Origin of the sequence: Dyella kyungheensis (assembly GCF_016905005.1) — a bacterium.
In the GTDB taxonomy this organism is placed as follows: Bacteria; Pseudomonadota; Gammaproteobacteria; order Xanthomonadales; family Rhodanobacteraceae; genus Dyella; species Dyella kyungheensis.
On sequence record NZ_JADIKC010000003.1, the window covers coordinates 151,006 to 176,043 of the forward strand.

The following is a 25,038-nucleotide window of genomic DNA, read 5'->3' on the forward strand; positions in this document are numbered from 1 at the left end:
TCATGCGCCGCCATCGAAGACAGGGCAACGACAATGGCTCAAGCCGCGGAGGCGTTCACCGATTGTGGGCGCCGCATGCACCACGCCATCACGAGCCACACCGGCAGCGCCAACAGCAACCACGGCTGATTCTGCTGCACCACGCCGGGCAGCAAATGCAGCAAGCAGGCGACGAGGACGGCGAGCAGTTGCAGTGCGATCAGGCCGGTGGCGAAGCGAGATACGGACAAGCGCTTGCGTGACCGCCACAGCGCGGGCAGCAGGAAGAAGGCGAGTGGATTGAACAGCAGCAGGTTGACGTTGCCCCACGCCGAGTGATGCGTGGTGAGTGTCCACAGGATCAGCAGGGTGACGCCAACAAGGCCTGCGAGCACCAGATACAGCGAGCCCAGCAGCGCGTAAAGCAGGGGCGCAAAGCGATACGTGGCGAGCAAGAGAACGGCGAAGAGCAGGGCGGCCAACGCCAGGGGCAGACGAAGATCCGGTGCCGTCGCAGGCGGCGCATCGAGGCGATTGGGCGACAGCAGCTGTTCGTCCAGCACCAGCGGTTGCGCGCGGCCTTCCGCGTTGTTCACCGTGACATGGTTGATTTCCCGCTGCAGCTCCATCGGCAGGAACGCTTCCTGCCATGCGTTCATCGGCTGGTCGGCGTAGGGGCCAAGGCCAAGGTCGAGAATCAGCATCAGCCATGCCTGTTGACTCATCAGGCGAGCCGTTTGCTGGCGATACGTCATGCCGCCGGGGCGCGCTTCGAGCTGCGGCTTAAGGGTGCCGCCGAGTGCCTTGTCGAGTGCGTCGCGCACGCGGGTGGCGCAGTTGCGTACGTAGTAGTCGTAGTCGTAGCGCGCGTTTTCGGGCTGCAGGTTCCACAGCAGGTAGTCGCGCATGTCCGCGGCCTGGGCCGCGGTGAAGGCGAGGCGCTGGCGCGTTACCGAGCGGCCGACTTCGGTGTAGTAGTGCTGGTCGACGTCGGACGGCGCGGCGTCCATCAGGTAGTGCATCTGGCCGCGGGCGAAATTCAGCAGGAAGCCGCTTTCGTCGAAGTCGAACACGCCGTAGTTGAAGGTGACGGCTTCGCCGCTCACGGTGTCGCGCAGCTCGATGGCGTCGTGACCGAAGCGCTCCCAGTAGGTGTCGCCGGGGCCATAGGTGATCAGCGACACTTCGAGGTTGCTGCCCGGTGCATTGGCTACGCCGGCGCTCGCCAGCGCAGGCCAGAACAGCGCGCAGCACAGCAACAGGCTGGCGACGCTGGCGATAAAGCGACCAAGGCGCGTTGGCGCCGGCGTCCTGCCTGGAGAATGCACGCTCAGTTTTCCTGGCGGGTCACGCGGAACGCCTGCACGCGGCGATCGTCCGCTTCGGTGACGTGGAACAGGTAGTCGCCGATCACGATTTCCTCGCCCACTTCCGGCAGATGGCCGAACTCGGAGGTGCACATGCCGCCCACCGTATCGAATTCCTCGTCGGAGAAGTTGGCGCCGGTCTGCTCGTTGAAATCGGCGATCGGGGTAAGCGCGCTGACCACCCAGTCGCCGCCCGATTGCTCGTGCATCAGCGTGGGTTCTTCTTCATCGTCGTGTTCGTCGTCGATCTCGCCGACGATCTGTTCGAGCACGTCCTCGATGGTGATCAGGCCGGCGACGCCGCCGTACTCGTCCACCACCAGCGCCATGTGGTTGCGCGTGTGGCGGAACTCCGCCAGCAGCACATTCAGGCGCATGGATTCGGGAATGAGCACCGCCGGGCGCAGCACGCTGGCGATGTCGAAATGATCGCCATTGCCCACGAAGCGCAGCAGGTCCTTGGCGAGCAGGATGCCGAGGATGTCGTCCTTGTCTTCGCCGTGCACGGGGAAGCGCGAGTGGCCCGATTCGACCACGGTCTCGAGGATATCTTTCAGGGGGGCTTCGGCCGAGAGCATCACGATCTGCGCGCGCGGGATCATGACGTCGTCCACGCTCAGCTCGGTCACCTTGATCGCACCCTCGACCATGGTCAGGGTGTCGATGGACATCAGGCCGTTGGCCTGGGCGGTGCGCAGCTCGTCGATGAGCTCCTTGCGGTTGCGCGGCTCGCCAGAAAACATGTGGCCCAGTCGATCCCACCAACTGCGGTGAGCCGGGCCGCTGGTACTGCCAGGGTCCTCGTTCATTACTCGTGCGGATGCTGCCCAAGGTCGGGCGGAATGGCCAGTCTAGCGGAAAATTCGTGACGATTCAGGAACAAGGCGAGGGAGGGGAGGGGCGCCGATACAGCAGGGGCGGCCCAGCCCGCACCATGCGAAGCCCTTGAGTTCAGCGGGCGCTGGCCGTGGCCGGCGGCTGCGACGGCGCTCTGGCGACCCCGGCCGTCTGGCCGCGGCCGCCATTCCAGCCGCCGCCCAGGGCCTTGTAGAGGTTGACCTGGTTCACTGCCTGGTCGAGTTGCAGGCCGACCAGCTTTTGCTGAGCCGCATAGAGGGAGCGTTGGGCGTCCTGGGTGGCGATGTAGTCGTCCATGCCTTCCTTGAAGCGGACCTGCGAGATGCCGTAGACGCGTTGCGACTGGTCCACGAGTTCCTGTTGGGCCTTGAGTTCGGGCACGATGTGGTCGCGCACGGCCAGCGCATCGGCCACTTCGCGGAAGGCCTGCTGCACGGTGCCCTCGTAGGCGGCCGTGGCGCCGGTATAGCGGGCCTTGCTGGCGGAGAGCTCGTTCTTGTTCTTGCCCCAGTCCAGCAGCGGCATGGTGGCCGAAGCGCCGGCGTTCCAGGCCAGCGAGCCGGCCGAGAACAGGTTGGAGAGGCCGCCGCTCAACGCGCCGAGCGCGGCGGTGAGCGCGATGTTCGGGAAGAAGGCGGCACGGGCGCGGCCGATGTCGGCGTTGGCCGCACGCAGGCGGTCCTCGGCAGCGACGACGTCGGGACGGCGATCCAGCAGGGACGAGGGGAGTCCCGCCGGCACATCGGTCAACAGCGGTGCCTGCCACTGGCTCGGGGTGCCGTAGCCCGCCGGCAACGGCTGGCCGATCAACACCGTTATGCCGTTGATGTCCTTGGCGATGCGGGTCTGCACGTCTTCGACGTCCACCTGGGCGGCGTTTACTTGGGTTTGTGATCGGCGCATGTCGAACTCCGACACGCCGCCGTCCCTGAAAGCGTTCTGCATCACCTGCGCGTGTTGCTGCTGCGCGGCGAGCGTCTGCTGGGCCAGCTGCAGCAGGGCGCGATCGGCATTGAGCGCCAGATAGGCGTTGGCCACTTCGCCGATCACGGCGATGCGGGCGGCCTGGTAATCGGCGGCGCTGGCCTCGGCCAGCTTGCCCGACTCGTGCGCAATGGCGCGCTGGTGGCCGAAGAAATCGAGTTCGTAATTGGTCATGCCGGCCTGCGCCTGGAAGGTATTGAACGAGGCGGCGGTGGTTCGGTTGTTCTGGATCGGGCCCAGCAGTCCGTTGCTCGGTTGTTGGGTCATTCCCGGCAAACGCTGGCGTCCGGCGTAGCCCTGCAGATCGATTTCGGGAAACAGATTCGCTCGCGCCACACCATAGCCCGCACGCGCCTCGGCCATGTTGGCGGCAGCGATGCGCAGGTCGCGGTTGTTGTCCAGCGCAATCTCGATCAGGCGTTGCAGCGCCGGGTCCTTGAAGAAGTCACGCCATTCCAGTTCGGGCATTGCAGGCGCCGGCGCGGGTGCGGCCGTGGTCGAGGCCTGGGTGACTCTCGCCTGTTCGGGATAACGGTTGGGTACCGGCATGCTCGGGCGCTGATAGGTCGGTTCCATCGTGCAGGCGGCAAGCAGGCAGGTGGTAAGAGACGCAGCGACAATCAAGGGCTTCATGGCTAGCTCCGGAATCAGCGCGAAGAAAAAGGCAGGCCGGCGAGACGGGCCAGGCGAAGGAAGGCACGCAGCGGCCGCGCCTTGGTGGCAACGTTGTGCGGCGTGTGGCTGAAGATCAGTTCGATGAGTCGATGCCGCAATGTTTCATTGGTTTCGAAGTGCACGCACAGGCGGCGCCTGCTGTGGCGGGCGACCCGCGCCGGCACCCAACCCACCTCGGGAACCAGCACGCGCAGCCGTTCACCACGTGCGGGCATGCCTGGGCCGCGGCGCAGGGCGGCACCACTGAGTGAGATATCGATGAATTGACTGGTTTCCTCCCGCGCACCCACCCGCCAGCGTGTGCCGCGGTGGAACGGAAAGCGCTCTTCCTGGCGCAGTCGCGGAAGATCCACGCAGGCCATGATGGCGGCCAGGTTGAGCACCAGGGCAATCAGCGTCCAGCCGAGGTTGAACATGGTGCCGGCGCTCATGTCGGCATTCATGATGGTGTTCGCCGCACCGGCCTGGAGCAGCAGCATCAGCGCGATGAAGAAGCCGGCGAGCCGCCAGTGCACCACGACCTTGCTGCGATCCAGCCCTTTGGCGGTGACCTTGAACGGACGGCCAAACGGACGGATGCAGGCCGAGATGATGGTCCGGGTTACGGCATAGGCCGCTACCAGCTGCGTCACCTCGGTGAAGATCGGCAACGTCTTGCGTTCGGTGATCCACGGGCCGTAGAACCAGAAGCCGATCAGTGCCGGCAGGCCGTAGTACAGGAATCGCTCCGGCGAGGTGTAGAACGCGGCGATGCCGAAGTACCAGTACAGCACCGGCGCCACCAGCATCATCAGCAGGAACGGCTTGCCGATCCAGTGCAGCATGCCGTGGATGTAGTGCAGGCGGTCGATCAGTTTGTAGCCCGCGCCACGCAGGGGGCCGTCCTTGAGCAACGCCACCTGCATGGTGCCGAGGCACCAGCGGCCGCGCTGGTTGATGTATTCCACCAGCCCTTCGGCGGAAAGCCCCACGGAAAGGCGCTCGTTGAGCCATCGCGTGATGTGGCCGCCTTTGCGCAACAGGTAGGTGGTGTGGATGTCTTCGCACACGCTGTCGGTGGGAAAACCGCCGGCGTCGGTGATCGCCTTGCGGGAAATCACGAACGATGTGCCGACGCAGAATGCCGAGTCCCAGGCGTCGCGCGAGGGCTGGAACACGTCGAAGAACACGCGTTGCTCATCCACCCAGCTGTCGGTCGCCCCCAGATTGTGCTGGATCGGATCGGCGTTGTAGTAGAACTGCGGCGTCTGCACCAGCGCCACCTTCGGATCGGCGAACAGGCCGAGTACGCGATAGAGGATGTTTTTCTGCGCCGCGAAATCGGCGTCCAGCACCAGGATGTAGGGCGCATTGGTGTGGCCGGCGGAGAGCCGCAGGCCGTTGTTGAGGTTGCCCGCCTTGGCATGGCGGTTGTCGGGTCGGCGGGTGTAGTTCACGCCCAGCTCGGCGCAGCGGTCGCGCAGCCAGTCGCGGCGCGTATCGTCCAGCACCCATACGGCGACATGCGGATAGTCGATCGCCTTGGCGGCAACGATGGTCTTCTCCAGGATCTGCCAGTCCTCGTTGTAGGTGGCGATGAAGACGTCCACGGCGGGCACGTGGGTGCCGGCCGCGCGCAGTCGGGCTTCGCCGGCATCGGCCTGCGGGCGGTTGTCACGTCGACGCACCATCACCGCGATGGCCGCCAGGGTGTACACGATGGAGACCATCTCGAAGGCATAGAACACGTACGACCACACGCTGGCGAGGCCGTGGGTGGGATCGGGCAGCGTGTCGGCCGTACGCCAGAGCGCGTAACGCAGCAGCAATCCGCCGGACAACAGGCCGAACAGCAAGCGGTCAAACTGGCGATGCGGATTGGCAAAGCGCGCCATCCCCGCGCCGAGGAGCAAGGTAAGCCCGATCACTTCGAGCATGGACATGTCGTCGAAGGGAAAGCTCATGGCGTCTGCTCCGCGTGGGCAATCGCGTGACCCACGAAGGGATTCCAGCCTTTGGCGGCCAAGGCGGCCCAGGCGGTCGCGCCAAGGTGAGGCTGGTGGTAGTAGAAAAAGTCGGCGTAGGTGGAGGTTGGACCGATCGCAAAGTCGGTGGCGATGCGCGGCTGCGGCGTGGCGTAGAGCATGCCGCTGCTGCTACGCTGCGCAGCGAGCACCTGCCACAGCGCATCAGGCACGGTCTTTCCGCTCGCCTGCAGTGTCGTGGCGACCTGCGCCGTTCCCTCGGTCCACACGCCGTCCGGCTGGCGGCGATAGCCGTAGCCGTCGCCGCTTCGATGTTGCGAGTCGACCCAGGACCACACCTGGTCCCAGTCGGAGGGGTGCGGATCGAAAGCGAGCAGCGGCCATACCTGTGCGTCGAGCCCGGATTTGTCCCGGGAAAGCGTCTTGCCGTCGTCCAGCGTGCCCACGAAAAAGCGGTGCTGGGCCGGGTCCCACATCGACCTCACGAAGTCTCCCGCCAGCTTGGCCTGTTGCGTCAACGCGGCGTCGCCGGCCTCGCGTCCGGCCCATGTCGCGGCCGCATAGACGTCCAGATTGTGTTCCGTGGCCTTCCAGTGCTGTGGGCGTTGGGCGTTGTCGTAACCGAACACGCCACCCTCGTAAGCGGCGGGCGCCTTGCCCAATGTGTGAGCCTGTATCCAGCGCAGCTGGGCCACGGCGGCATCCAGGTATCGCCGGTCGTGGCTGCTGTCATGGACGGTGAGCAACAACAGGGCTGCCCATGCGGCGTTACCGGTGGCCGTGCCGACCTGATAAGGATCCTGGCTCCAGTAGTTGCCCTTGCTCTCCCAATAGCCAGGCAATTCAACTTTGTCGTCTGCGATCGCGCCGCTGCGATAGGCGTTGCGAAGACGGCCATCGTTGAAGCTGGGGTCGTGCGACGCAGCGATCAGCAGCGCATCGGCGATGCGCCTGGCTTGCGCGGCGTCGCCGCAAGCCGTGAGCGCGATGCCGGCCAGTGCGTTGTCGTAGACGAACGCCACGTTCTCCAGCGCTCTCACCGATCCGGGCTGCAGATTCGGATAGCTGGACAACACCATGGGACCTTGCCCGGGAATGGCCGTGGCGGCCGAGCGCAGCGCGGAGCAGGTGCCATCGGCAAGCTGCTGCCGGGTCGTGTCGGTGGACAGCGCGGACCCGGAAGCCATCATGGCCAGAAGCAGTGCGATGCTGGGGAAGTAACGTCGTCGTACGAACATGCCGACCTCCATCATGCGATCAGCGCAAGCTCGCCGTGACGCTTCGGCCCGGAGTGCACGGCGGCATGCCGGCGTTGGCGCCGTCTTGCGTATCCCACTGCGCGAGCGCATAGACCGAGCCGTCTTCGGCATAGGGGAAGGGAGCGCTGTAGCCGTTCTGCAGCGCTTCGTTCGCGGTGGGCAGAATTTGCGAGATATGCGCGTCGTGCGACCGACCCGAGGGTTCGATCTGCACGCGCAACCTCGTGCCCACGTTCAGTCGTCCAGCCATCCTGGCCGGGAATACGGCAACCACGTCGGTCTTGCTGCAATCGGAGGCGCGTACCAAGGTTGCTCCCGCCGTCACCTGGGTGCCGACGGGCGCCACGATGTCCTGCGCCGCGCCGTTGCCGAACGCCTTCACCGCGTAATCGGAGAGCGTCTGCACGCGATCCTGTTCGTGGGTGACCAGGTTGTTGAGATCGCTCATTTGCTTGTTCAGCGCATCCAGCTGGGCCTGCTCGCCGGTAATGCTGCTTTGCAGGTCGGCGCGCCGCTGCGAAAGCTGGCTCAGCTGGTCGTTGCTGCTCTGTCCCGAGGCCACATAGATGCCCCGCTGGGCGGCGGCGATGCTGGCGCCCATGCCGTCGGCGCTCTTGTCCAGCGCATCGGCTTCGTTGCGGGCGGCGTCCGCCTCGGCACGCGCTGCCGATACGGTAGCTGCACTCACCGCGCCATCGCGCTGCAAGGTCATGGCGCGCTGGTACTTGGTGTCCAGCTCCTCCAGCTTGGCCGAGGCCGCGTCCTGCTGGGCCTGCAGCGACGCATAGGTGTTCTTTAGCTGAGACACATTGGCGTTCTGGTACTGATCGTACTGATGGTTGACGTATTCGAGCATGCGCCGATCCGCCTGGATGCGATGATCGAGGTCATCCAGACGGCTCTGCAGATCGAGTCGCTGCGTCAGCAAGGTGGTCAGCGAATCGCGCGCCACGGTGTTGTTCTTGATGACGGCAATCGTCTGGCCCGGCTCGATGGACTGTCCGATCTGCGCATGCAGTTCGCTGACGGTGCCGCTGATGGGCGTGGTGATCAGCATGGCGGGAGCATTGAGCACGGCACGCGTGGCGCGGTTGGACAGCCAGGGCTCGAGCAGCGTGGAAAGCAGGAGCCACGCGATGAATCCCAACAACCCATAGCCAGCCAGGCGAGGCACGATCGCGAGCGGCGACTTGCGTGCGGGGGCCAGTTCCCGGGATGGCGCAGCAGCGGTGTGGGGAAAGCGTTCGGTGGGCAGAAGGTCGGTCTTCAAAACAATCGCCTTTAGAAAATAGACGTCGCGCAGACGCCTGCGCCCGTGCGCCGAAGCGGGGCGGAAATAGGCACATCTCGTGGAGATGGCGGCCAGTGAATTGAAGTCCGGAGGATGGGTGGCTTACGTGCCGCGACGTCGAATGACGTTCCTCGTTGATGCGATGCGTCAGTTACCGGACCCGCCAAGGAATAGTGCGTTGGCGATGAACCTCGCCTGTCTTCGGCCCGGAAAACGCTCAGGAACAGTTAGATATCAGTTCAAAAAATGAATAGGCGTCACTCGCGCAGAACACGCGATTGACATCAAGCTGTCGCATTGCAGCAGCGTGTGAGATGAAGGGATGACAGTGATCAACACGTTGCGCGCTGTTTTTCGCGTGCTGGCTTCGATGGGCGCGAGTTTTCGCGCAAAAGCCTGCGAAGCGGATGGCGTCATCAGTCGTCGTTATCGTCGACAGCGTAGGGATCGTCGATGCCGAGGCCAGCCAGGATGCGCGTTTCGAGCGCCTCCATCTGTTCGGCCTCCTTGTCATCGATATGGTCGTATCCGATGAGATGAAGCACGCCATGTACCGTCATGTGCGCCCAGTGGTGGCGCGATGGCTTGCCTTGCTCCAATGCTTCGCGTGCCACGACCGGTGCGCAGATCACGAGGTCGCCGATCAGCGGCAGGTTGATGCCGGGTGGAAGCTCGACCGGAAAGGACAGCACGTTGGTCGCGTAGTCCTTGCCGCGGTAGTCGCGGTTGAGCGTACGACCTTCTTTCGCATCGACGATGCGAATGGAGAGTTCGGCAGCCTTGCGGCGCTTTGCGCCACGGAGGGCGGCCTCGACCCATTGGTGGAAGCTGCCCGAGGCAGGAACGCCCTTGCGCGAGGCGCCGTAGCCTACCGAAAGCGTCACGGGTGCACTCATCGCGGCGGCTCGTCGGATGCCTGCTCGAACGCTTCGTACGCGCGCACGATCTTCGCCACCAGCGGATGGCGCACCACGTCGCGCGAGGTGAAGAAGGTGAAGCTGATGCCGTCCACGCCGCGCAGCACTTCCACGGCATGGCGCAGACCCGAGCGCACGTGGCGGGGCAGGTCGACCTGGCTGACGTCGCCGGTGATCACCGCCACCGAACCGAAGCCGATGCGGGTCAGGAACATCTTCATCTGCTCGACCGTGGTGTTCTGCGCTTCATCGAGAATCACGTACGAGTCGTTGAGCGTGCGTCCGCGCATGTAGGCCAGCGGCGCGATCTCGATCACGTTGCGCTCGATCAGCTTGGCTACCTTTTCGAAGCCCAGCATTTCGTAGAGCGCGTCATACAGCGGGCGCAGATAGGGATCGACCTTCTGCGACAGATCGCCCGGCAGAAAGCCCAGCTTTTCGCCGGCTTCCACCGCGGGACGCACCAGCAGCAGGCGCTGCACGCGATTGGCTTCCAGCGCTTCGACCGCGCTGGCCACCGCGAGGTAAGTCTTGCCGGTACCGGCCGGACCCACGCCGAAGCTGATGTCATGCGTGGTGATGGCGTGCAGGTAGCGCGCCTGATTAGGGCCGCGTCCCTTGATCACGCCGCGCTTCACCCGGATGGTGACCTCCTGCGTGCCGTCGGCATCGGCGACGATCGCCTCGATGCCCGATTCGGCCAGGTGCAGGTTGATCTTAGCGCCGTTGAGCGACTCGCTTTCGGTGACGCCGTAAAGCGCGCGCAGCACTTTTTCCGCCGCACGCGACGCGGTTTCCTCGCCGATCACCTGGAACAGCGCACCGCGATGGTTGATCTCCACGCCCAGGCGCAGTTCGATCTGGCGCAGATGTTCATCGAAGGGACCGCAGAGATTGGAGAGCCGTGCGTTGTCTTCCGGCTCGAGGGAAAAGTCGCGTTGATGGAGGCCGTTGGTCATCGGTATGGGTCAGAGAGGGCGGTGCATCACGTAGACATCGGTCGGGCCATGGGCGGCGTGGCGGAATGCGCCCGGCACCTGACCGACGATGCGGAAACCGTGGCGCTGCCATAGGCGCACCGCGGAGGTATTGGTCGAGACCACAAAGTTGAACTGCATCGCAGTGAAGCCTGCGTCGCGGGCCCATGCCATCGAATGTTCGCACATGGCCGAAGCCACGCCCTGTCCGCGCACGGCATGGGAAACCATATAGCCGGCATTGGCCACATGGTCGCCCAGGCCCGGTTGGTTCGGGCGGAGCATGTAGCAACCCAGCACCAGTTTCTCGCGTTCGGCGATGAAGCAGCGCGTGGGCGGCGAAGTCCACCAATCGCGTGCCTGTTCGAACGTCAGGTCGGGCGGATAACTGTAGGTGTCGCCCGCGGCCACCACGCTGCGGAACAGCGGCCAGACCAGGCCGAACTCGTCGGCGCCGATTTCGCGGATCGAGAGGGCTGCCGTCACGAGGCCAGCGCGACGTCTTCGTCAGCCAGCTTCACGCGGCCACGCAGCGAGTTGCTCATCGCTTCGGTGATCACCACGTCCACGAACTGGCCGATCATGCGGGTGCTGCCGGGGAAGTTCACGAAACGCATGTTCTCGGTGCGGCCGGTGACTTCGTTCGCGCTCTTGCGGCTGATCTTTTCCACCAGCACGCGCTGTACCGTGCCGACCATCGCCTCGTTGATCCGGCGCGCGTTGTCGTTGAGCTTGGCCTGCAGGCGCGTGAGGCGTGCATGCTTCTCTTCCTGCGAGGTGTCGTCGGCCAGATTGGCGGCCGGCGTGCCGGGGCGCGAGGAGAAGATGAAGGAGAAGCTCTGGTCGAAGCCCACATCGTCGATCAGCTTCATGGTCTTCTCGAAGTCTTCGTCGGTCTCGCCGGGGAAGCCAACGATGAAGTCCGAGGAGATGCAGATGTCCGGACGCACCGCGCGCAGCTTGCGGATCTTCTGCTTGAACTCCAGCGCCGTGTAGCCGCGCTTCATCGCAGTGAGGATGCGATCCGAGCCGGCCTGCACGGGCAGGTGCAGGAAGTTGCACAGCTGCGGCACGTTGGCGTACGCCTCGATCAGCGAATCGGAGAACTCCAGCGGATGCGAGGTGGTGAAGCGGATGCGGCCGATGCCTTCGATCTGCGCCAGCGCGTGGATCAGCACGGCGAGATCGGCGGTGCCGCCGTCGTGCGTGGGGCCGCGATAGGCGTTGACGTTCTGTCCCAGCAGGTTCACTTCGCGCACGCCCTGTGCGGCCAGCTGGGCGACTTCCACCAGCACGTCGTCGAACGGACGGCTGATTTCCTCGCCGCGGGTGTAGGGCACCACGCAATACGAGCAGTACTTGGAGCAGCCTTCCATGATCGACACGAACGCGGTCGGGCCTTCGGCGCGCGGTTCGGGCAGCCGATCGAACTTTTCGATTTCGGGGAAGCTGATGTCCACCTGCGGCTTGCCGCTGGCACGCTGCGCCTCGATCAGTTGAGGCAGGCGATGCAGCGTCTGCGGACCGAACACCAGGTCCACATAGGGCGCGCGCTTGATGATGTCCTGGCCTTCCTGCGACGCCACGCAACCGCCCACGCCGATCAGCACGGGCTTGCCGCCGGCCTTGTGTTCCTTCCAGCGGCCGAGCTGGCTGAAGACCTTTTCCTGAGCCTTTTCGCGGATCGAGCAGGTATTGATCAGGATGACGTCCGCCTCGGCTTCGTCCTGGGTCAGTTCCAGCCCGTGCGAGGCCTTGAGCACGTCGGCCATCTTGGCCGAATCGTACTCATTCATCTGGCAGCCGTGGGTCTTGATGAAAAGCTTGCCGGTCATGGGCTTGGGTACCGTGGTTCCGAAGGCGGCGCGAGGTTTGCCGAACCGCGCAGTTTACGCTCCCGGCGGCGCTGTCGCCACTGGAACCCGCGTGCCGGATCAATCACTTGCGCGCAGGCGGGGCCGGAAACAGGCACTGCCGCACGAATCGACCCGCGAGCGCTTGGCGGAAGGCCCGCGCAGAGGCACACTGCCGCCTGGCCCGGCGCTTGCAAAGCATTGACCGGGAAGAAAGAACGAGGGGGAACGATGTCGCTGCTTGACCGTGATGAGGCCGCCGCCAAGGCTGGGCGGCCCGAGGGGAGTCCGTGAGTGGGCTGCCTTCATCGCGGCTGGGCGCGACGGCGATCCGGCGGCTGCTTGCCGTGGCTGCCGTGCTGGCCGGTGCGCTGTCGCTGCCGGTGCATGCCGGCGCGCTCTACCGCTGCTCCGGTTCGTCGGGTGAGGTGGTTTTCAGCAGCAGCACGGCGGGCTATCAGGGGTGCAGCCGGATTGCCGGCGCGCCCGAACCGGTTCGCAGAAAGCCCGCGCCCACCGCGCCTTCGCTGGCCACGGTGAAGGGTTCGGCGGAAACCTCGGCCAACAAGGTCGCGCCCGCGCCCGTGCCGCAGCCGCCTTCGGTGGCCTGGGTCGAGGATTCGGTGGTCACCAGTGCCCGAGTCGTTCCGCCCAAGCCGGCGGGCAAGCCGGGGCAATGGAGTTACAGCGAAGCAAGCCCAGCGCGTAGTGCCTCCGTTCCGGACAAGCCCGTCGCGGACGCCGACGGTGACGGCAGCCGCGTCTTGCGCGGCGCGGTCTATCGCGTGGTGCGCAAGGACGGCAGCGTGGAATACACCAACTTGCGTCCGGCGGGCGAGCAGGGCCACGCGGTGACCATGCTCTTCAGCTACATCGCCACCTGCGTCGCGTGCAACCTGCATTCGAACATCCGCTGGGATGCGGTGGCGCTCAATCTCGGCGCCTATACCGACGTGATCCAGCTGGCGAGCCAGGAGTCGGGTGTCGACGAGGCGTTCCTGCGCGCCATCATCCATGCGGAAAGCGCGTTCAACCCGCGTGCGCTTTCCATCAAGGGCGCCCAGGGCCTGATGCAGCTGATGCCGGGTACGGCCAGCGACATGGGCGTGCGCGATGCGTTCGATTCCGCGCAGAACATCCGTGGCGGTGCGCGTTATCTCGGCCTGTTGCTGCGCACGTTCAACGGCAACGAGCGGCTGGCGGCGGCTGCCTACAACGCGGGCCCCGGTTCGGTGCAGCGCTACAACGGCGTGCCGCCGTTCGCCGAAACGCAAGTTTATGTGGAACGCGTCGGCACGCTGCGCAAGCGCTACGGTTTGGCCATCCATCCGGGCGGCGGCCGCTCGCCGGTGGCGGCGGCGGGGCTGTCAGCTATCCAGTGAGGCCGTGGGCGTGGTCGGCGGACGCTGCGCGAGAATGATTTCGGTGTGGAACGGCGCGCCGTTGCGCAGGCCCGACACTTCCACCTTGCTGCCCGGCTTGAGCGCGGCCTCGTGCTTGCGCAGATCGGCGGGATCGACAATGTCCTGCGAGCCGATGCGCAGCAGGATGTCGTGCGGCTGGATGCCGGCCGTCGCCGCCGGACCGCCGGGATAGATATCGGTGACCTGCGCCCCGCGTGCGGCGGCGGGCAGGCCGCTGTCGGCGGCGACGGGCACGAAGGTGTAATCGGCGCCCATCCAGCCGCGCACCACATGGCCGGTATCGATGATCTGATCGAGCACGCGCTTGGCGCTGGCCACCGGAATGGCGAAGCTGATGCCTTCGGCATTGGCGGCCTTGCCGATCAGCAAGGTGTTGATGCCCACCAGCTCACCGTCGGTGTTGACCAGTGCGCCACCGGAGTTGCCGAGATTGATCGCCGCATCGGTCTGCACGAAATCTTCCGGGCTCGAGCTGCTCAACTGGCGGCCGATCGCGCTGACGATGCCCATGGTCACCGTCTGGTTCAGGCCCAGCGGATTGCCGATGGCCAGCACCACGTCGCCGGTGCGGGTGGGGCGATGGTCGGCGATGTGGATCACCGGCAGGTTGCCGGCGTCGATCTTCAGCACGGCCAGATCGGTCTCCACATCCGCGCCGACCAGGGTGGCCTTGGCCACGCGCCCATCGTAGAGCAGCACCTGGATATCGTCAGCGTTGGCGATCACATGATTGTTGGTGAGCACGTAACCCTGCAGCACGATCACGCCCGACCCCAGGCTTTGCTCGCGCCGCTTGTATGCCGGGCCGGCAGGGCGCCCGCCGAACAGGCGCTGCAGCACCGGGTCGGTGTACATCTGCACGGCCTGCTCGGTGACCATCTTGTTGGCGTAGATGTTTACGACCGAGGGTGCAGCCTTGGCCACAGCGTCTGCGTAAGAAATTGGGCCGCTCGTGCGTGCCGGCGCGGAAGCGCTGCTGACCGACTCGGTGTTGGCGGTCGGCGCAACCCCGAAACGTTCCCTGAGCCGATGGCCGACATCGGGCCATGCGAGGCTGATGACGAAGGCAGCCGCCAGCCCGAGCACCACGAAGCGGGCGATGAATGCGAGCGTGCCAGCGGCATGTTTCATGTCGTAATGCGTTTCACGGCAAGGCGTTAGAGAGGGGTGTGCGCATGTGTCGCAGGCACGGCGGTTTTATTGTACGAGTCATGCCCTGACGCTACACTAACGCGATTTTGCGGGAGCCTGATTCTACTGGCGCTTGCGAAGCGGGTCGTCCCGGGGTTGCCCCGGTGCGCTGAGGTCCCGACAACGGAAGCCTGTAGCTCTCGCTGCATGCTCATCGTGCTGGTGCCGCGCGTGCCTGCTGTTCTCTAAGGGGGAGTCTTAGGGGGAATTTTGGTTCGCAGCATGTAGTCTCTTGCTGCCGAATTTGATCGATGCGCTTGGCAAGCACCTGTGGAACTCATTAAGTTCCGCGTCTCAATGGCATGTAAGTACCGGAGAGCCTGATGGCGAACGAAGTCGTCGATCACGGCCGCCGCCGCTTCCTCACAGCGACCACGGCAGTGGTTGGTGGTGTGGGAGTCGTAACGGCAGTCGTGCCCTTCATCAAATCGTGGGAACCCAGTGCGCGGGCCAAATCCGCTGGTGCGCCGGTCACGATCGACATCAGCAAGATCGAAGAGGGCCAGCGGGTAACCTACCCGTGGCGCGGTCTACCGGTGTTTGTAGTCAACCGCACCAAGGCGCAGCTCGACGCGTTGCCCAGCCAGGATGCCCGCCTTGTCGACGCCAAGTCCGACAGCGGTTCGGCCGAGCAGCAGCCCAAGTACGCGCAGAACGAAACCCGCTCCATCAAGCCCGAGTGGCTGGTGCTGGTGGGCCTGTGCACGCACCTGGGTTGCGTCCCCGACTTCGTGCCGGTGATGAAGCCCGAGCCGTTCGATCCGGATTGGAAGGGTGGCTTCTACTGCCCCTGCCATAAGTCACGCTATGACATGTCCGGTCGCGTCTACCAGGGCGTGCCGGCACCGAAGAACCTGCTCGTGCCGCCGTACCATTTCATGGACGACACGCACATCCAGATTGGCGTGGATCCGAAGGAGGCCGGCTGATGGCCAACGTATTCACGCGTATCGGCGATTGGGTCAATGAGCGTGCGCCGGGCCTGATGCCCACGTACCGCAAGCACATGACCGAGTACTACGCGCCGAAGAATTTCAATCTTTGGTACTACTTCGGTTCGCTCGCGCTGGTGGTGCTGGTCAACCAGATCGTCACCGGCATCTTCCTCACCATGAACTACAAGACGAGTGCGGCGGAAGCCTTCAACTCGGTCGAGTACATCATGCGTGACGTGGAGTGGGGCTGGCTGATCCGCTACATGCACTCCACCGGCGCCTCGCTGTTCTTCGTGGTGGTGTTCCTGCACATGTTCCGCGGCCTGATGTACGGCTCGTACCAGAAGCCGCGCGAACTGGTCTGGCTGCTGGGCATGCTGATCTTCCTGGCGCTGATGGCCGAAGCCTTCATGGGCTACGTGTTGCCGTGGGGCAACATGTCGTTCTGGGGCGCCAAGGTGATCATCTCGCTGTTCGGCACGATTCCGGTGATCGGCGGTGCGCTGGTCGAATGGATCATGGGCGACTACCTGCCGGCGGATGCCACGCTCAACCGCTTCTTCGCGCTGCACGTCATCGCCTTGCCGCTGGTGCTGTTGCTGCTGGTGGTGCTGCATCTGGCCGCGCTGCACGAAGTGGGTTCGAACAACCCCGATGGCGTCGACACCAAGCACGGTCCCAAGGGCAACCGCTGGGATCCGACCAAGCCGGCCGATGGCATTCCGTTCCATCCGTACTACACGGTGAAGGACTTGTTCGGCGTCGGCTTCTTCCTGGTCATCGCGGCGTTCATCATCTTCTTCGCGCCGACCTTCGGTGGCTGGTTCCTGGAGCATGACAACTTCATTGCCGCCAACAACCTGGTCACGCCGTCGCACATCAAGCCGTCGTGGTACTTCACCCCGTTCTACGCGATCCTGCGCATGATCCCGTCGTTCTTCGGCACGGCGTTCTGGGGTGTGCTCGGCATGTTCGGCGCGATCGCACTGCTGTTCGTGCTGCCGTGGATCGATGGCGGCAAGGTGCGTTCCATCCGTTATCGCGGCACCGGTTTCAAGGTGGCGCTGATGACCTTCGCTGCCTCCTTCATCGGCCTGGCCCTGGTGGGCGCGGGCGTGGTGGGCGAGTTGACCACGGAGTGGGTGCCGGCGGATGCGACCTTCTGGGAAAACGCGTTCGGTCGTGTGATGACCTTGCTCTACTTCGGTTACTTCGTGTTCCTGTGGTGCTACACGCACCTCGGCTGGGAAAAGACCAAGCCGGTTCCGGAGCGGGTGGTGTTTGACCATGAATAAGCGGCAGCCCTCGATGAAGAAAATCATTTCCACGGTTGCGCTCACCGTTGGCTTGCTGGTCGGCACGAATGCGGCCATCGCGCAGGAAGAGGGCAAGTTGCCCGCGGCCGGCACCAACGTGCACGACCAGGCGTCGCTGCAGCGTGGTGCCAAGCTGTACTTCAACTACTGCGTGGGTTGCCACTCGCTGAAGTACGTGCGCTATTCGCGCATCGCCGAAGACCTGGGCCTGTCTGAAGACGAGGTGATGAAGAACCTCAACTTCACCGGCGCCAAGTTCGGCGACGTGGTGATCTCGCACATGCCGGAAGATTCGGCCCAGCAGTTCTTCGGCAAGGCACCGCCGGATCTCTCGCTGGAAGTGCGCGCCAAGACCGCCGACTGGGTCTACGGCTACCTGAACTCCTTCTATGTCGATCCGACTCGTCCGGTGGGCTGGAACAACACGGTGTTCCCGAATGCCTCCATGCCGTTCCCGCTGTGGGAGCTGCAGGGCATCCAGACCGCCGTGAAGAAGGAAGGCAGCGACGACGTCGAGAAGCTCGAGCTCTCCCAGCCGGGCAAGCTCACGCCGGCCCAGTACCAGCAGGCCACGCGGGACCTGACCAACTTCCTGGAGTACGCCGCCGAACCGGCCGCCCTCCAGCGCCAGCGCTACGGCATCTGGGTGTTGCTGTTCCTGGCGGGCTTCACTTTCCTGGCATATCTGCTAAAGAAGGAGTACTGGAAGGACGTCCACTAAGACGTCACCTTTCAGAGCCTACGGTACGGCGGCACGAGCCTTCAGAAGCTCGGCCGCCGTACATGGATAAGCCGATGGGGAGATCGCGCATGGTCCAAAGCGCTCGTTCGCGTACCGCACTCGCCCTTTACACCACCGCAGATGGCATCCAATGCCACCGGACGCGCCTCGTGCTCGCCGCCAAGGGCGTGAGCTACGACAGGGTGGTCGTCGACCCCGCCAAGCCGCCGGAAGACCTGCTCGACCTCAATCCTTACGGCAGCACGCCGACCCTGGTCGATCGCGACCTGACCCTCTACAACACGGCGGTCGTCTGCGAATACCTCGACGAACGCTATCCCCACCCGCCGCTGATGCCGATCGACCCGCTGTCCCGGGCACGCCTGCGCCTGGCCACGGTGCGGATCGAGCTGGACTGGCTGCCCGAGGTGGACACCATCAAGGCGGGCGGCCGCCCGGCCGACGCGGCCCGCAAGCGGTTGCGCGAGCATCTGCTGGGGGCGTTGCCGCTGTTCAAGGCGTCCCGGTTCTTCCTGAATCCGGAAATGAGCCTGACCGACTGCCTGGTGGCCCCGGTCGTCTGGCGCCTGCCCTGGCTGGGCGTGGACCTCGGCCGCGAGGGCAAACCCATCCTGGACTACGGCGAACGCCTGTTTGCCAGCCAGGGCTATGCGCGCAGCATGACACCCGAAGAAAAGGCCATGCGGCCCTGAGGGCGGTTGGATACGGTCCGGCCAGGCCCGCCGGCCGGCCTGGCCCGGCCATGCCTTATGGCGCGGTTGCGACAACTCGCCCCGCCTTGGCATTAAACTGACACGATCCATCTGGCGCGCCCCGGGTCTCCCGAAGGGCGTGCTCTCCATAGGTTTTTGCATGACCGACGACAATCACCCGCCGATGTCCTCCAATCGCCCCTATTTGCTGAGGGCGATTTACGACTGGATCACCGACAACAATCTGACCCCCTACATCCTCGTGGACGCTTCGCGGGAAGGGGTGCGGGTGCCTCCCCAGGTCATCAAGAACGGCCAGGTGGTGTTGAACCTGGCCATGCGCGCCGTGGCCAGCCTTGATCTGGGCAACGACTGGATCAGTTTCCAGGCGCGCTTCTCCGGCGTCAGCCACAACATCCATATCCCGGTGCAGGCCGTGCTGGCGCTGTACGCGCAAGAGAATGGGCAGGGCATGATGTTTCCGGCGGAAGAGGGGGGCGATCAGCCGCCGCCGTCGTCGCCCGATCCCAACGACACGCCGCCGCCGCCCGAAGGCGAGGCTGGCGAGAAACCCAAGCGCAGCGCGCCGTTCCTGCGCGTGGTGAAGTAAGCCCCAGCCATCGCGCCGACGCGGTCGGCGCGATCAGGAATGTAGGGCCTCAGTGCAGCGTGTTGTCCTTGCGCAGACGCGGGCGCAACGGCACCACGTTGTCGTGCGCCGGCGGCGGCACATGTTCGGAAAGCAGGCCGGGCAGGTGGCTCTGGATGGTAGGCAGGCTCAGGCCGCTCAGCGAAGAGCCGATCAGCCACAGCTTGCCGGGTTCGCGGTCGTTGCCATCGATGCTCACTTCGAAGGTGTAGCAGCGCTCCAGCAGCAGCTGGCCGTGCTGGCGCAGCAGGCGCAGGCCGCGCAGGCCGACGCTTTCATCCAGCAATTGCAGGCCATGCTGGCGGCATTGCAGGCGCGCCTCCTGCGTGGCCTGCTCGCGGCCACGGGCAAGCTTCAGCCACGAGCCGACAATGCCCAGCAGCAGTACCAACAGGATCAGATCAGAAAGCTCGCTCATGGGGCGAGAGTGTAGGCGTCGCGTGTGGCTTGCAAGGGGCGCGGTGTGAAAGTCGCTACCGGCGCCCTCGGTCTCTCCAGCCCGTCATTCCGGCCTGCGCCGGAATGACGAGCCAAAAAGCCTCGACGCTTAGTCGAGCTTCAAGCGCAGCGACAAATCCACCGCCCGCACGTGCTTGGTCAGCGCACCTACGGAGATGAAATCCACGCCCGTGCTGGCGTATTCGCCGATGGTGGACAAGTCCACGTTGCCGGAAATCTCCAGCTCCGCGCGCCCCTTGGCGATGCTTACGGCTTCGCGCATCAGCGGCAGGGTGAAGTTGTCGAGCATGATGCGATCGGCGCCGGCATCGAGCGCCTGCTGCAGCTCATCGAGGTTTTCCACTTCGATTTCCAGCAACAGCTTCGGATGCAGTCGTCGCGCGGCTTCGGCGGCTGCCTTGATGCTGCCCGCCGCGATGATGTGGTTTTCCTTCACCAGGATGGCGTCGTACAGACCCACGCGATGGTTATGGCCACCACCGCAGCGCACCGCATATTTCTGGGCAAGCCGCAGGCCGGGAACGGTCTTGCGCGTATCGAGCACGCGTACCTCGGTGCCCGCGACAGCGGCAACATGGGCCGCGGTCGCGGTGGCCGTGCCGGAAAGCAGCTGCAGGAAATTCAGCGCCGAGCGCTCAGCCGTCACCAGGGCACGTGCCTTGCCGCGCAGGCGGCAGATCACCGAGCCGGCGGCGACGCGGTCGCCATCGCGCACGGTCCACTCGATCTGCACCTGCGGATCGAGCCGGCGGAAACAGGCGTTGAACCAGTCGATGCCGGCCATCACCGCCTCTTCGCGGCAGGTCAGCGCCGCGCTCGCGGTGGCGTTCGCCGGCAACAGCTCGGCGGTGGCATCGCCGGCGCCGATGTCTTCGGCGAAGGCGCGTTCGACATCCGCCTGGATCAGCTCGGACGGCGGTGAAACAAGTTGTACTGAAGTCATTCGCTCGTTGCTTGGGACGTGGCCGGTTGGCTGAGGCGACCGACGATGGCATCCAGCGCACGGTCGAACAGTGCGGTGGATTCAAGCACGCGCGCGGTGCCGCTGGCGAGTGCCTGGGCGAGTTCGTGCGGCGCGTAGTCGGCCACCTTGAGGCCGCGACGGTTCACGAACAGGTAGCGGCCGCTCATCGGGCTGATCCACGAGAGCTTGGCGCGCTCGATGGTTTCCGGGCCCGTCACGAACTCCAGCCAGGTGCCGGGTTTGAGTTCGGCAACGAGCAGCGCCTCGGGCGTATCGAGCACCGGTTCCTGCTCGGGCTCGGAGCGGTCCAGTTCGGCCTCGGATTCGGCGATCGGCTGGATGCTCTCGGGAATCGGCAGGCTGGTGGATTCTTCCGCCGCCTGTACTTCGGCCTCCGGCACGGCTTCGCCGAGCTGGTGGCGGTAGTAGGTGTGCAGCTGGGCCAGCAGGCGATCGATGTCGCTTTCCTGGAAGGCCACGTTGCCCAGGCCGCGGCGCAGCGCGCGCTCGATGCCCGGCAGCATCTGGCGCAGCGCGCGTCGCTCGTCGAGCGTGCGGGCCGGCTTGGTGCTGTCGATGAAATCGTTGGCGAAGCGCAGCGCGTCGCGGAACTCGCTCGATTCCTCGCCCTGGCGAAGAATGGTGAGCACCAGGTAATTCGCCCACGCACGCGACAGGATGCCGTGGATCAGCGGCGGAAGGTTATGGCCTTCTATACGGCTGAGGATCTCGCGCGCGGCGCGGCGGCGCGCCTGTTCGAGCTTCTCGCGGCCACGGGTGGACTCGGCCACGCGCTGCTCGGCCAGTTCGGCACGGCGGCGGCTGATGTCCTGGAATTCCTGCAGCTCGGCGCACAGGCGCTCGAAAATGGTCATGTCATCGTCGAAGTCCTGCAGCAGGCGGTCGACGATGGATTTGATCTTGTCGTGCAGGCGATGGTCGCGATCCGATTCCGCCGACCAGCCCTTGGCGGCGTCCGCCAGGCTGTCGAGCAGCCGGCGTGCCGGATGCTGGCGATGCGCGAACAGCTTGCGGTCGAGGATGGCGGCCTTGAGATACGGAATCTGCAGGCGTGCCAGCAACACCTGCATCTCGGTCGGCAGGTTGCGGTCTTCGAGGATGAACTCGAACAGCATGCCGACCAGGTCGATGGTGTCCTCGTCGATGGTCGACACCTGGCTGGGCTTTTCGCCGCGCAGGGAGCCGATCTGGGCGAGCAGGTGCTCCTTGAGCTGCTGTACCTCGTTGGCCAGCTCGACCGCATTGCCGGTATTCACCGCCATGTGCTGGTTGATGGCCGCCTGGCTCTGCAACACGCTCAAGGCGCCGATCAGTTCGTTGGCGCTCGGCAACTGCACCGCGCCGGCCGGCAGGTGCTGTCCGACACCGACGGCGCCCGTGGGCACCGCGCGGCGCGCGCTGAACAGCGTGCGCAGGGTCTGGATCAGTTCGCTCGATGCATTGCCGCTGTCGTCGTCGCCAAGGAAGCTGCCTTCCCCCTGTTCCACGGCAGCTGCAGCGTCCGCTGCGGGCGCGGCCTGGCCGCCCGTACGTGGAGCGCCGCCGCCACGCTGGATCTCGTGGCGCAGCTGCGGCAGCACGCCGGCACGCACCAGTTCGGCGTTGATCTCCTGGTAAAGCTCGTCCAGCGAGGCCAGCACATAGCGATCGAACAACTTGTAGATGATCAGCTTGACGCGCATTTCCGCGCTGAGCTCGCGCATCGCCTGGCGGAATGCCTGCGACAGCGCGGCCGGACCCACCGGATTGGTGGCGTCGTCGATCTTGATGCCCCCGTAGATGACCGACAGGCGCTGGTTCACGGCGAACAGGTCGCGCGTGAGGCGCGTTTCGTTCTTGCCGATCATGCTGGTGATGGCCAGCGATTCTTCCAGTTCGTTGTCGGCGACCAGCGACAGCTCCACCGAGCCGACCGGCAGCGACACGCCGCCGGTGTTGCCGGTGTTGTTGCGGTAGCTCGAGGCGAAATCCGTGAGTTCGCGGGAGATCTGCGCGAGGAAGCTGCGTTCCACCATCGGACGGCGCTTTCGCACTTCGCGCATGCCATCGAAGTAGTGCATCTGGGCGGCGTTGTTCTCCGCCTTCTCGGCCAGGTCGAACAGGGCATCGTCGACATGCTCGAACATGCCGTTGATCAAGATCTGCAGGCGACGGCCCGCAATGTCCCGGACGGTGTTCAAGAGGGCGCCTCCGCGCTCGCTGGATGGGTCCAGGCGCTGGGTCAGGCTGACGATATTGGATGATTCGCTGGCGTCTTTCATCGCCTTTCACCCCCTGAAAGAGCTGCCGATGTGCCTACAGACACATACGACAATACGCCAGCCTACGATAAGGGAAGTCATGGGCCGCTGTCATTCGCCGTATCGATATATGTCGACACGTTCACAAGAAGCAGGTCCTTGCGGCCATTTGGGCTGTAAAGGCCGTCAGGCGGCCGCCGGAAAGTCAGTGAGCTGCAAGGTACCGATGCCTTCCTCGGGCAGCATCACGGGGATGCCGTCCTCGACCCGATAGATGACCTTCCGGTCGGTGGTAATGAGGGCTTCGGTGACCGGGGCGCTCACGGGGGCACCAGCGACGTTCTGCACCTGGCCGGCCCCGATGGCCTGGTTCAGTGCTTCCAGCTCCTGGCGCTGGAGCGGGCGGACGGGAACCTTGCTGACCGGGCAGCAGAGGATTTCGAGCAGGCGTTTGTCCATGGGGAGTGGGTCGTGCCGAGACGCGGAAAGTCCGTACAATAACCCTTTTGGATGGCTTGGGTCATGACCTCGACTTCCCTCCCGCCGCGCGTGGGCGTTGTGATGGGCTCCCGTTCGGACTGGGAAACCATGGAGCACGCCTCCAGCGTGCTGGCCGAGCTAGGCGTTGCGCACGAGGTGCGCGTGGTGTCGGCGCATCGGACGCCGGATCTGCTGTTCCAGTACGCCGAGGAAGCGGTGGGTCGCGGAATCCAGGTCATCGTGGCCGGTGCCGGCGGCGCCGCCCACCTGCCGGGCATGCTGGCGGCCAAGACGCGGCTTCCCGTGTTTGGCGTGCCGGTGCAGTCCAAGGCGCTCAATGGCATGGATTCGCTGCTCTCCATCGCGCAGATGCCGGCCGGTATTCCGGTGGGTACCCTGGCCATTGGTCGTGCCGGTGCCGTGAATGCCGGCATCCTGGCCGCTTCGGTGCTGGCGCTGCACGATCCGGCCATTGCGGCCGCACTCGATGCCTACCGCAGCCGACAGACGCAGACCGTCCTGGACAACCCGGACCCGCGTTCGTGACGGCGCGTCGCCAACCGGTACTGGGCATCCTCGGCGGGGGTCAGCTCGCTCGCATGCTGGCGCTGGCCGCCGCACCGCTGGGTGTGAAGACGTTGGTGGTCGATAGCGCTGCCGACGCCTGCGCCGGCCAGATCGCACCGCTGGTCGTCGCCGACTGGACCGACTACGACGCGCTGGAGCACTTCGCCCGCGAAGTGGATGTGGTCACCTTCGATTTCGAGAACGTGCCGGCCGAAACCGCGCACTGGCTCGCCCAGCGCGTGGACGTATTCCCCGCGCCGCGCGCGCTCGCCGTGGCGCAGGATCGTCTGGCCGAGAAGACGCTGTTCCGCGAATGCGGCCTGCAGACGCCGGAATTCAAGACCGTCGACACGCGCGAAGACCTCGATCACGCGCTTGCCGTGGTCGGCTCGCCGGCGATCCTCAAGACGCGTCGTCTCGGTTACGACGGCAAGGGCCAGTTCCGCATCAAGACCCTGGCCGATGCCGATGCTGCGTGGGCGGCGCTGGGTTCGCAGGCGCAGGCGCACGGCTTGATCCTCGAAGCGTTCGTGCCGTTCGATCGCGAGTTGTCGGTGATCGCCGTGCGCGGTCGCGATGGCGATTTCCGCACCTGGCCGCTCACCCAGAACTGGCATACCGACGGCGTGCTCTCGCTCAGCCTGGCACCCGCTTCGGACATCGCCGCGCTGCAGGCGCGCGCCACCGGGCTGGCGCGCACGCTGGCGGAGAAGCTGTCCTACGTCGGTGTGTTCGCGCTGGAACTGTTCGTGAAGGACGGCGAGTTGCTCGGCAACGAGATGGCGCCGCGCGTGCACAACTCCGGTCACTGGACCATCGAAGGCGCGCTCACCAGCCAGTTCGAAAACCACGTGCGCGCGGTGCTTGGACTGCCGCTGGGCGATACCTCGGCGCGAGGCCTGTCGGCGATGTTCAACTGGATCGGCGAGCTGCCCGATGCCGCGCCGGTGCTTGAAGCCATCGATGCGCACTGGCATGACTACGGCAAACAGCCGCGTCTCGGTCGCAAGGTGGGGCATGCCACGGTGTGCGCGCCAGGTGCCTCTCAATTGATAGAACGATTGGCCGGTATCGCCCATGCGCTGGGTCGTGACCCGCAGGCGAAGCCAGCGGTCGACAAGCTGCTGGAAGGTAAATAAGGACCGGGCCATTGTGGGAGCGCACTTGTGCGCGACGGCGGCGCGTGGGTGCTCCGCTCCGCAGGTTTGTCGCGCACAAGTGCGCTCCCACAGAA

At 65.1% G+C, this 25,038-nt stretch carries 23 protein-coding genes; 8 read left to right on the plus strand and 15 right to left on the minus strand.

Annotation, left to right across the window (positions count from 1 at the left end; all coding sequences use genetic code 11):
- Positions 1–38 precede the first annotated feature (38 nt).
- The 10 genes from ISP20_RS05390 to miaB form a co-directional block, all read right to left on the minus strand.
- On the minus strand, positions 39–1,259 hold the full coding sequence (locus ISP20_RS05390) for a lipoprotein N-acyltransferase Lnb domain-containing protein (RefSeq protein WP_425490803.1): 1,221 nt from the start codon (positions 1,257–1,259) through the stop codon (positions 39–41).
- Between the two features lie 50 nt (positions 1,260–1,309).
- Positions 1,310–2,155: a CorC family transporter gene (locus tag ISP20_RS05395; protein WP_204635064.1), complete on the minus strand. Its 846-nt coding sequence runs from the start codon at positions 2,153–2,155 to the stop codon at positions 1,310–1,312.
- 142 nt (positions 2,156–2,297) lie between these two features.
- On the minus strand, positions 2,298–3,821 hold the full coding sequence (locus tag ISP20_RS05400) for an efflux transporter outer membrane subunit (protein WP_204635065.1): 1,524 nt from the start codon (positions 3,819–3,821) through the stop codon (positions 2,298–2,300).
- Between the two features lie 14 nt (positions 3,822–3,835).
- A complete protein-coding gene (locus ISP20_RS05405; protein WP_204635066.1) occupies positions 3,836–5,806 on the minus strand; it encodes a glycosyltransferase in 1,971 nt (656 codons plus the stop codon).
- A complete protein-coding gene (locus tag ISP20_RS05410) occupies positions 5,803–7,065 on the minus strand; it encodes a hypothetical protein (protein ID WP_204635067.1) in 1,263 nt (420 codons plus the stop codon). Before ISP20_RS05410 ends, ISP20_RS05405 begins: the two co-directional genes overlap by 4 nt.
- Before the next feature lie 19 nt (positions 7,066–7,084).
- Positions 7,085–8,356 carry an HlyD family secretion protein gene (locus tag ISP20_RS05415; protein ID WP_204635068.1) on the minus strand — a complete coding sequence of 424 codons (1,272 nt, stop codon included), beginning with the start codon at positions 8,354–8,356 and terminating at the stop codon, positions 7,085–7,087.
- A gap of 437 nt (positions 8,357–8,793) precedes the next feature.
- Positions 8,794–9,273, minus strand: a complete 480-nt coding sequence (ybeY, locus tag ISP20_RS05420) for an rRNA maturation RNase YbeY (protein ID WP_204635069.1) — start codon at positions 9,271–9,273, stop codon at positions 8,794–8,796.
- On the minus strand, positions 9,270–10,253 hold the full coding sequence (locus ISP20_RS05425) for a PhoH family protein (RefSeq protein WP_204635070.1): 984 nt from the start codon (positions 10,251–10,253) through the stop codon (positions 9,270–9,272). The genes ybeY and ISP20_RS05425 overlap by 4 nt, the downstream gene beginning before the upstream one ends.
- Positions 10,254–10,262: 9 nt before the next feature.
- Complete coding sequence (locus tag ISP20_RS05430) at positions 10,263–10,757, minus strand: GNAT family N-acetyltransferase (protein ID WP_204635071.1); 495 nt, start codon at positions 10,755–10,757, stop codon at positions 10,263–10,265.
- Positions 10,754–12,106: a tRNA (N6-isopentenyl adenosine(37)-C2)-methylthiotransferase MiaB gene (miaB, locus tag ISP20_RS05435; protein ID WP_204635072.1), complete on the minus strand. Its 1,353-nt coding sequence runs from the start codon at positions 12,104–12,106 to the stop codon at positions 10,754–10,756. The genes ISP20_RS05430 and miaB overlap by 4 nt, the downstream gene beginning before the upstream one ends.
- Positions 12,107–12,414: 308 nt before the next feature.
- Between miaB and ISP20_RS05440 the strand changes: the two genes are divergently transcribed.
- Positions 12,415–13,506, plus strand: a complete 1,092-nt coding sequence (locus ISP20_RS05440; protein ID WP_338030969.1) for a lytic transglycosylase domain-containing protein — start codon at positions 12,415–12,417, stop codon at positions 13,504–13,506.
- Here ISP20_RS05440 and ISP20_RS05445 read toward each other — a convergent pair.
- Positions 13,492–14,679 (minus strand): S1C family serine protease, encoded by a 1,188-nt coding sequence (locus tag ISP20_RS05445; RefSeq protein ID WP_204635073.1) that lies wholly within the window; start codon positions 14,677–14,679, stop codon positions 13,492–13,494. The two genes, ISP20_RS05440 and ISP20_RS05445, sit on opposite strands and share 15 nt — an antisense overlap.
- A gap of 383 nt (positions 14,680–15,062) precedes the next feature.
- Here ISP20_RS05445 and petA point away from each other — a divergent pair, with 383 nt between their 5' ends.
- The 5 genes from petA to ISP20_RS05470 all read left to right on the plus strand — a co-directional run bounded on the left by petA (position 15,063) and on the right by ISP20_RS05470 (position 19,034).
- On the plus strand, positions 15,063–15,668 hold the full coding sequence (gene petA / locus ISP20_RS05450; RefSeq protein WP_204635074.1) for a ubiquinol-cytochrome c reductase iron-sulfur subunit: 606 nt from the start codon (positions 15,063–15,065) through the stop codon (positions 15,666–15,668).
- Positions 15,668–16,969: a cytochrome b gene (locus ISP20_RS05455; RefSeq protein WP_204635075.1), complete on the plus strand. Its 1,302-nt coding sequence runs from the start codon at positions 15,668–15,670 to the stop codon at positions 16,967–16,969. The genes petA and ISP20_RS05455 overlap by 1 nt, the downstream gene beginning before the upstream one ends.
- A gap of 13 nt (positions 16,970–16,982) precedes the next feature.
- Positions 16,983–17,711, plus strand: coding sequence for a cytochrome c1 (locus ISP20_RS05460; protein WP_204635871.1), 729 nt, complete (start codon positions 16,983–16,985; stop codon positions 17,709–17,711).
- Between the two features lie 89 nt (positions 17,712–17,800).
- Positions 17,801–18,424, plus strand: coding sequence for a glutathione S-transferase N-terminal domain-containing protein (locus tag ISP20_RS05465; protein ID WP_204635076.1), 624 nt, complete (start codon positions 17,801–17,803; stop codon positions 18,422–18,424).
- Between the two features lie 160 nt (positions 18,425–18,584).
- Entirely contained in the window at positions 18,585–19,034 is a 450-nt protein-coding gene (locus ISP20_RS05470; protein WP_425490777.1) for a ClpXP protease specificity-enhancing factor, read from the plus strand.
- A gap of 49 nt (positions 19,035–19,083) precedes the next feature.
- On the opposite strand, the gene ISP20_RS05475 is transcribed toward ISP20_RS05470, so the two are convergent.
- From ISP20_RS05475 to ISP20_RS05490, 4 genes are all read right to left on the minus strand, one after another.
- On the minus strand, positions 19,084–19,491 hold the full coding sequence (locus ISP20_RS05475; protein WP_204635077.1) for a DUF3301 domain-containing protein: 408 nt from the start codon (positions 19,489–19,491) through the stop codon (positions 19,084–19,086).
- 129 nt (positions 19,492–19,620) lie between these two features.
- Positions 19,621–20,475, minus strand: a complete 855-nt coding sequence (gene nadC, locus ISP20_RS05480; RefSeq protein ID WP_204635078.1) for a carboxylating nicotinate-nucleotide diphosphorylase — start codon at positions 20,473–20,475, stop codon at positions 19,621–19,623.
- Positions 20,472–22,778, minus strand: coding sequence for a DUF1631 domain-containing protein (locus ISP20_RS05485; RefSeq protein ID WP_204635079.1), 2,307 nt, complete (start codon positions 22,776–22,778; stop codon positions 20,472–20,474). Before ISP20_RS05485 ends, nadC begins: the two co-directional genes overlap by 4 nt.
- A 165-nt stretch (positions 22,779–22,943) precedes the next feature.
- Positions 22,944–23,216, minus strand: a complete 273-nt coding sequence (locus ISP20_RS05490; protein WP_204635080.1) for a Trm112 family protein — start codon at positions 23,214–23,216, stop codon at positions 22,944–22,946.
- Positions 23,217–23,279: 63 nt separating this feature from the next.
- On the opposite strand from ISP20_RS05490, the gene purE reads away from it, so the two are divergent.
- Positions 23,280–23,783, plus strand: coding sequence for a 5-(carboxyamino)imidazole ribonucleotide mutase (gene purE, locus ISP20_RS05495; RefSeq protein WP_204635081.1), 504 nt, complete (start codon positions 23,280–23,282; stop codon positions 23,781–23,783).
- Positions 23,780–24,943, plus strand: a complete 1,164-nt coding sequence (locus tag ISP20_RS05500; protein WP_204635082.1) for a 5-(carboxyamino)imidazole ribonucleotide synthase — start codon at positions 23,780–23,782, stop codon at positions 24,941–24,943. The genes purE and ISP20_RS05500 overlap by 4 nt, the downstream gene beginning before the upstream one ends.
- Positions 24,944–25,038: the final 95 nt, after the last annotated feature.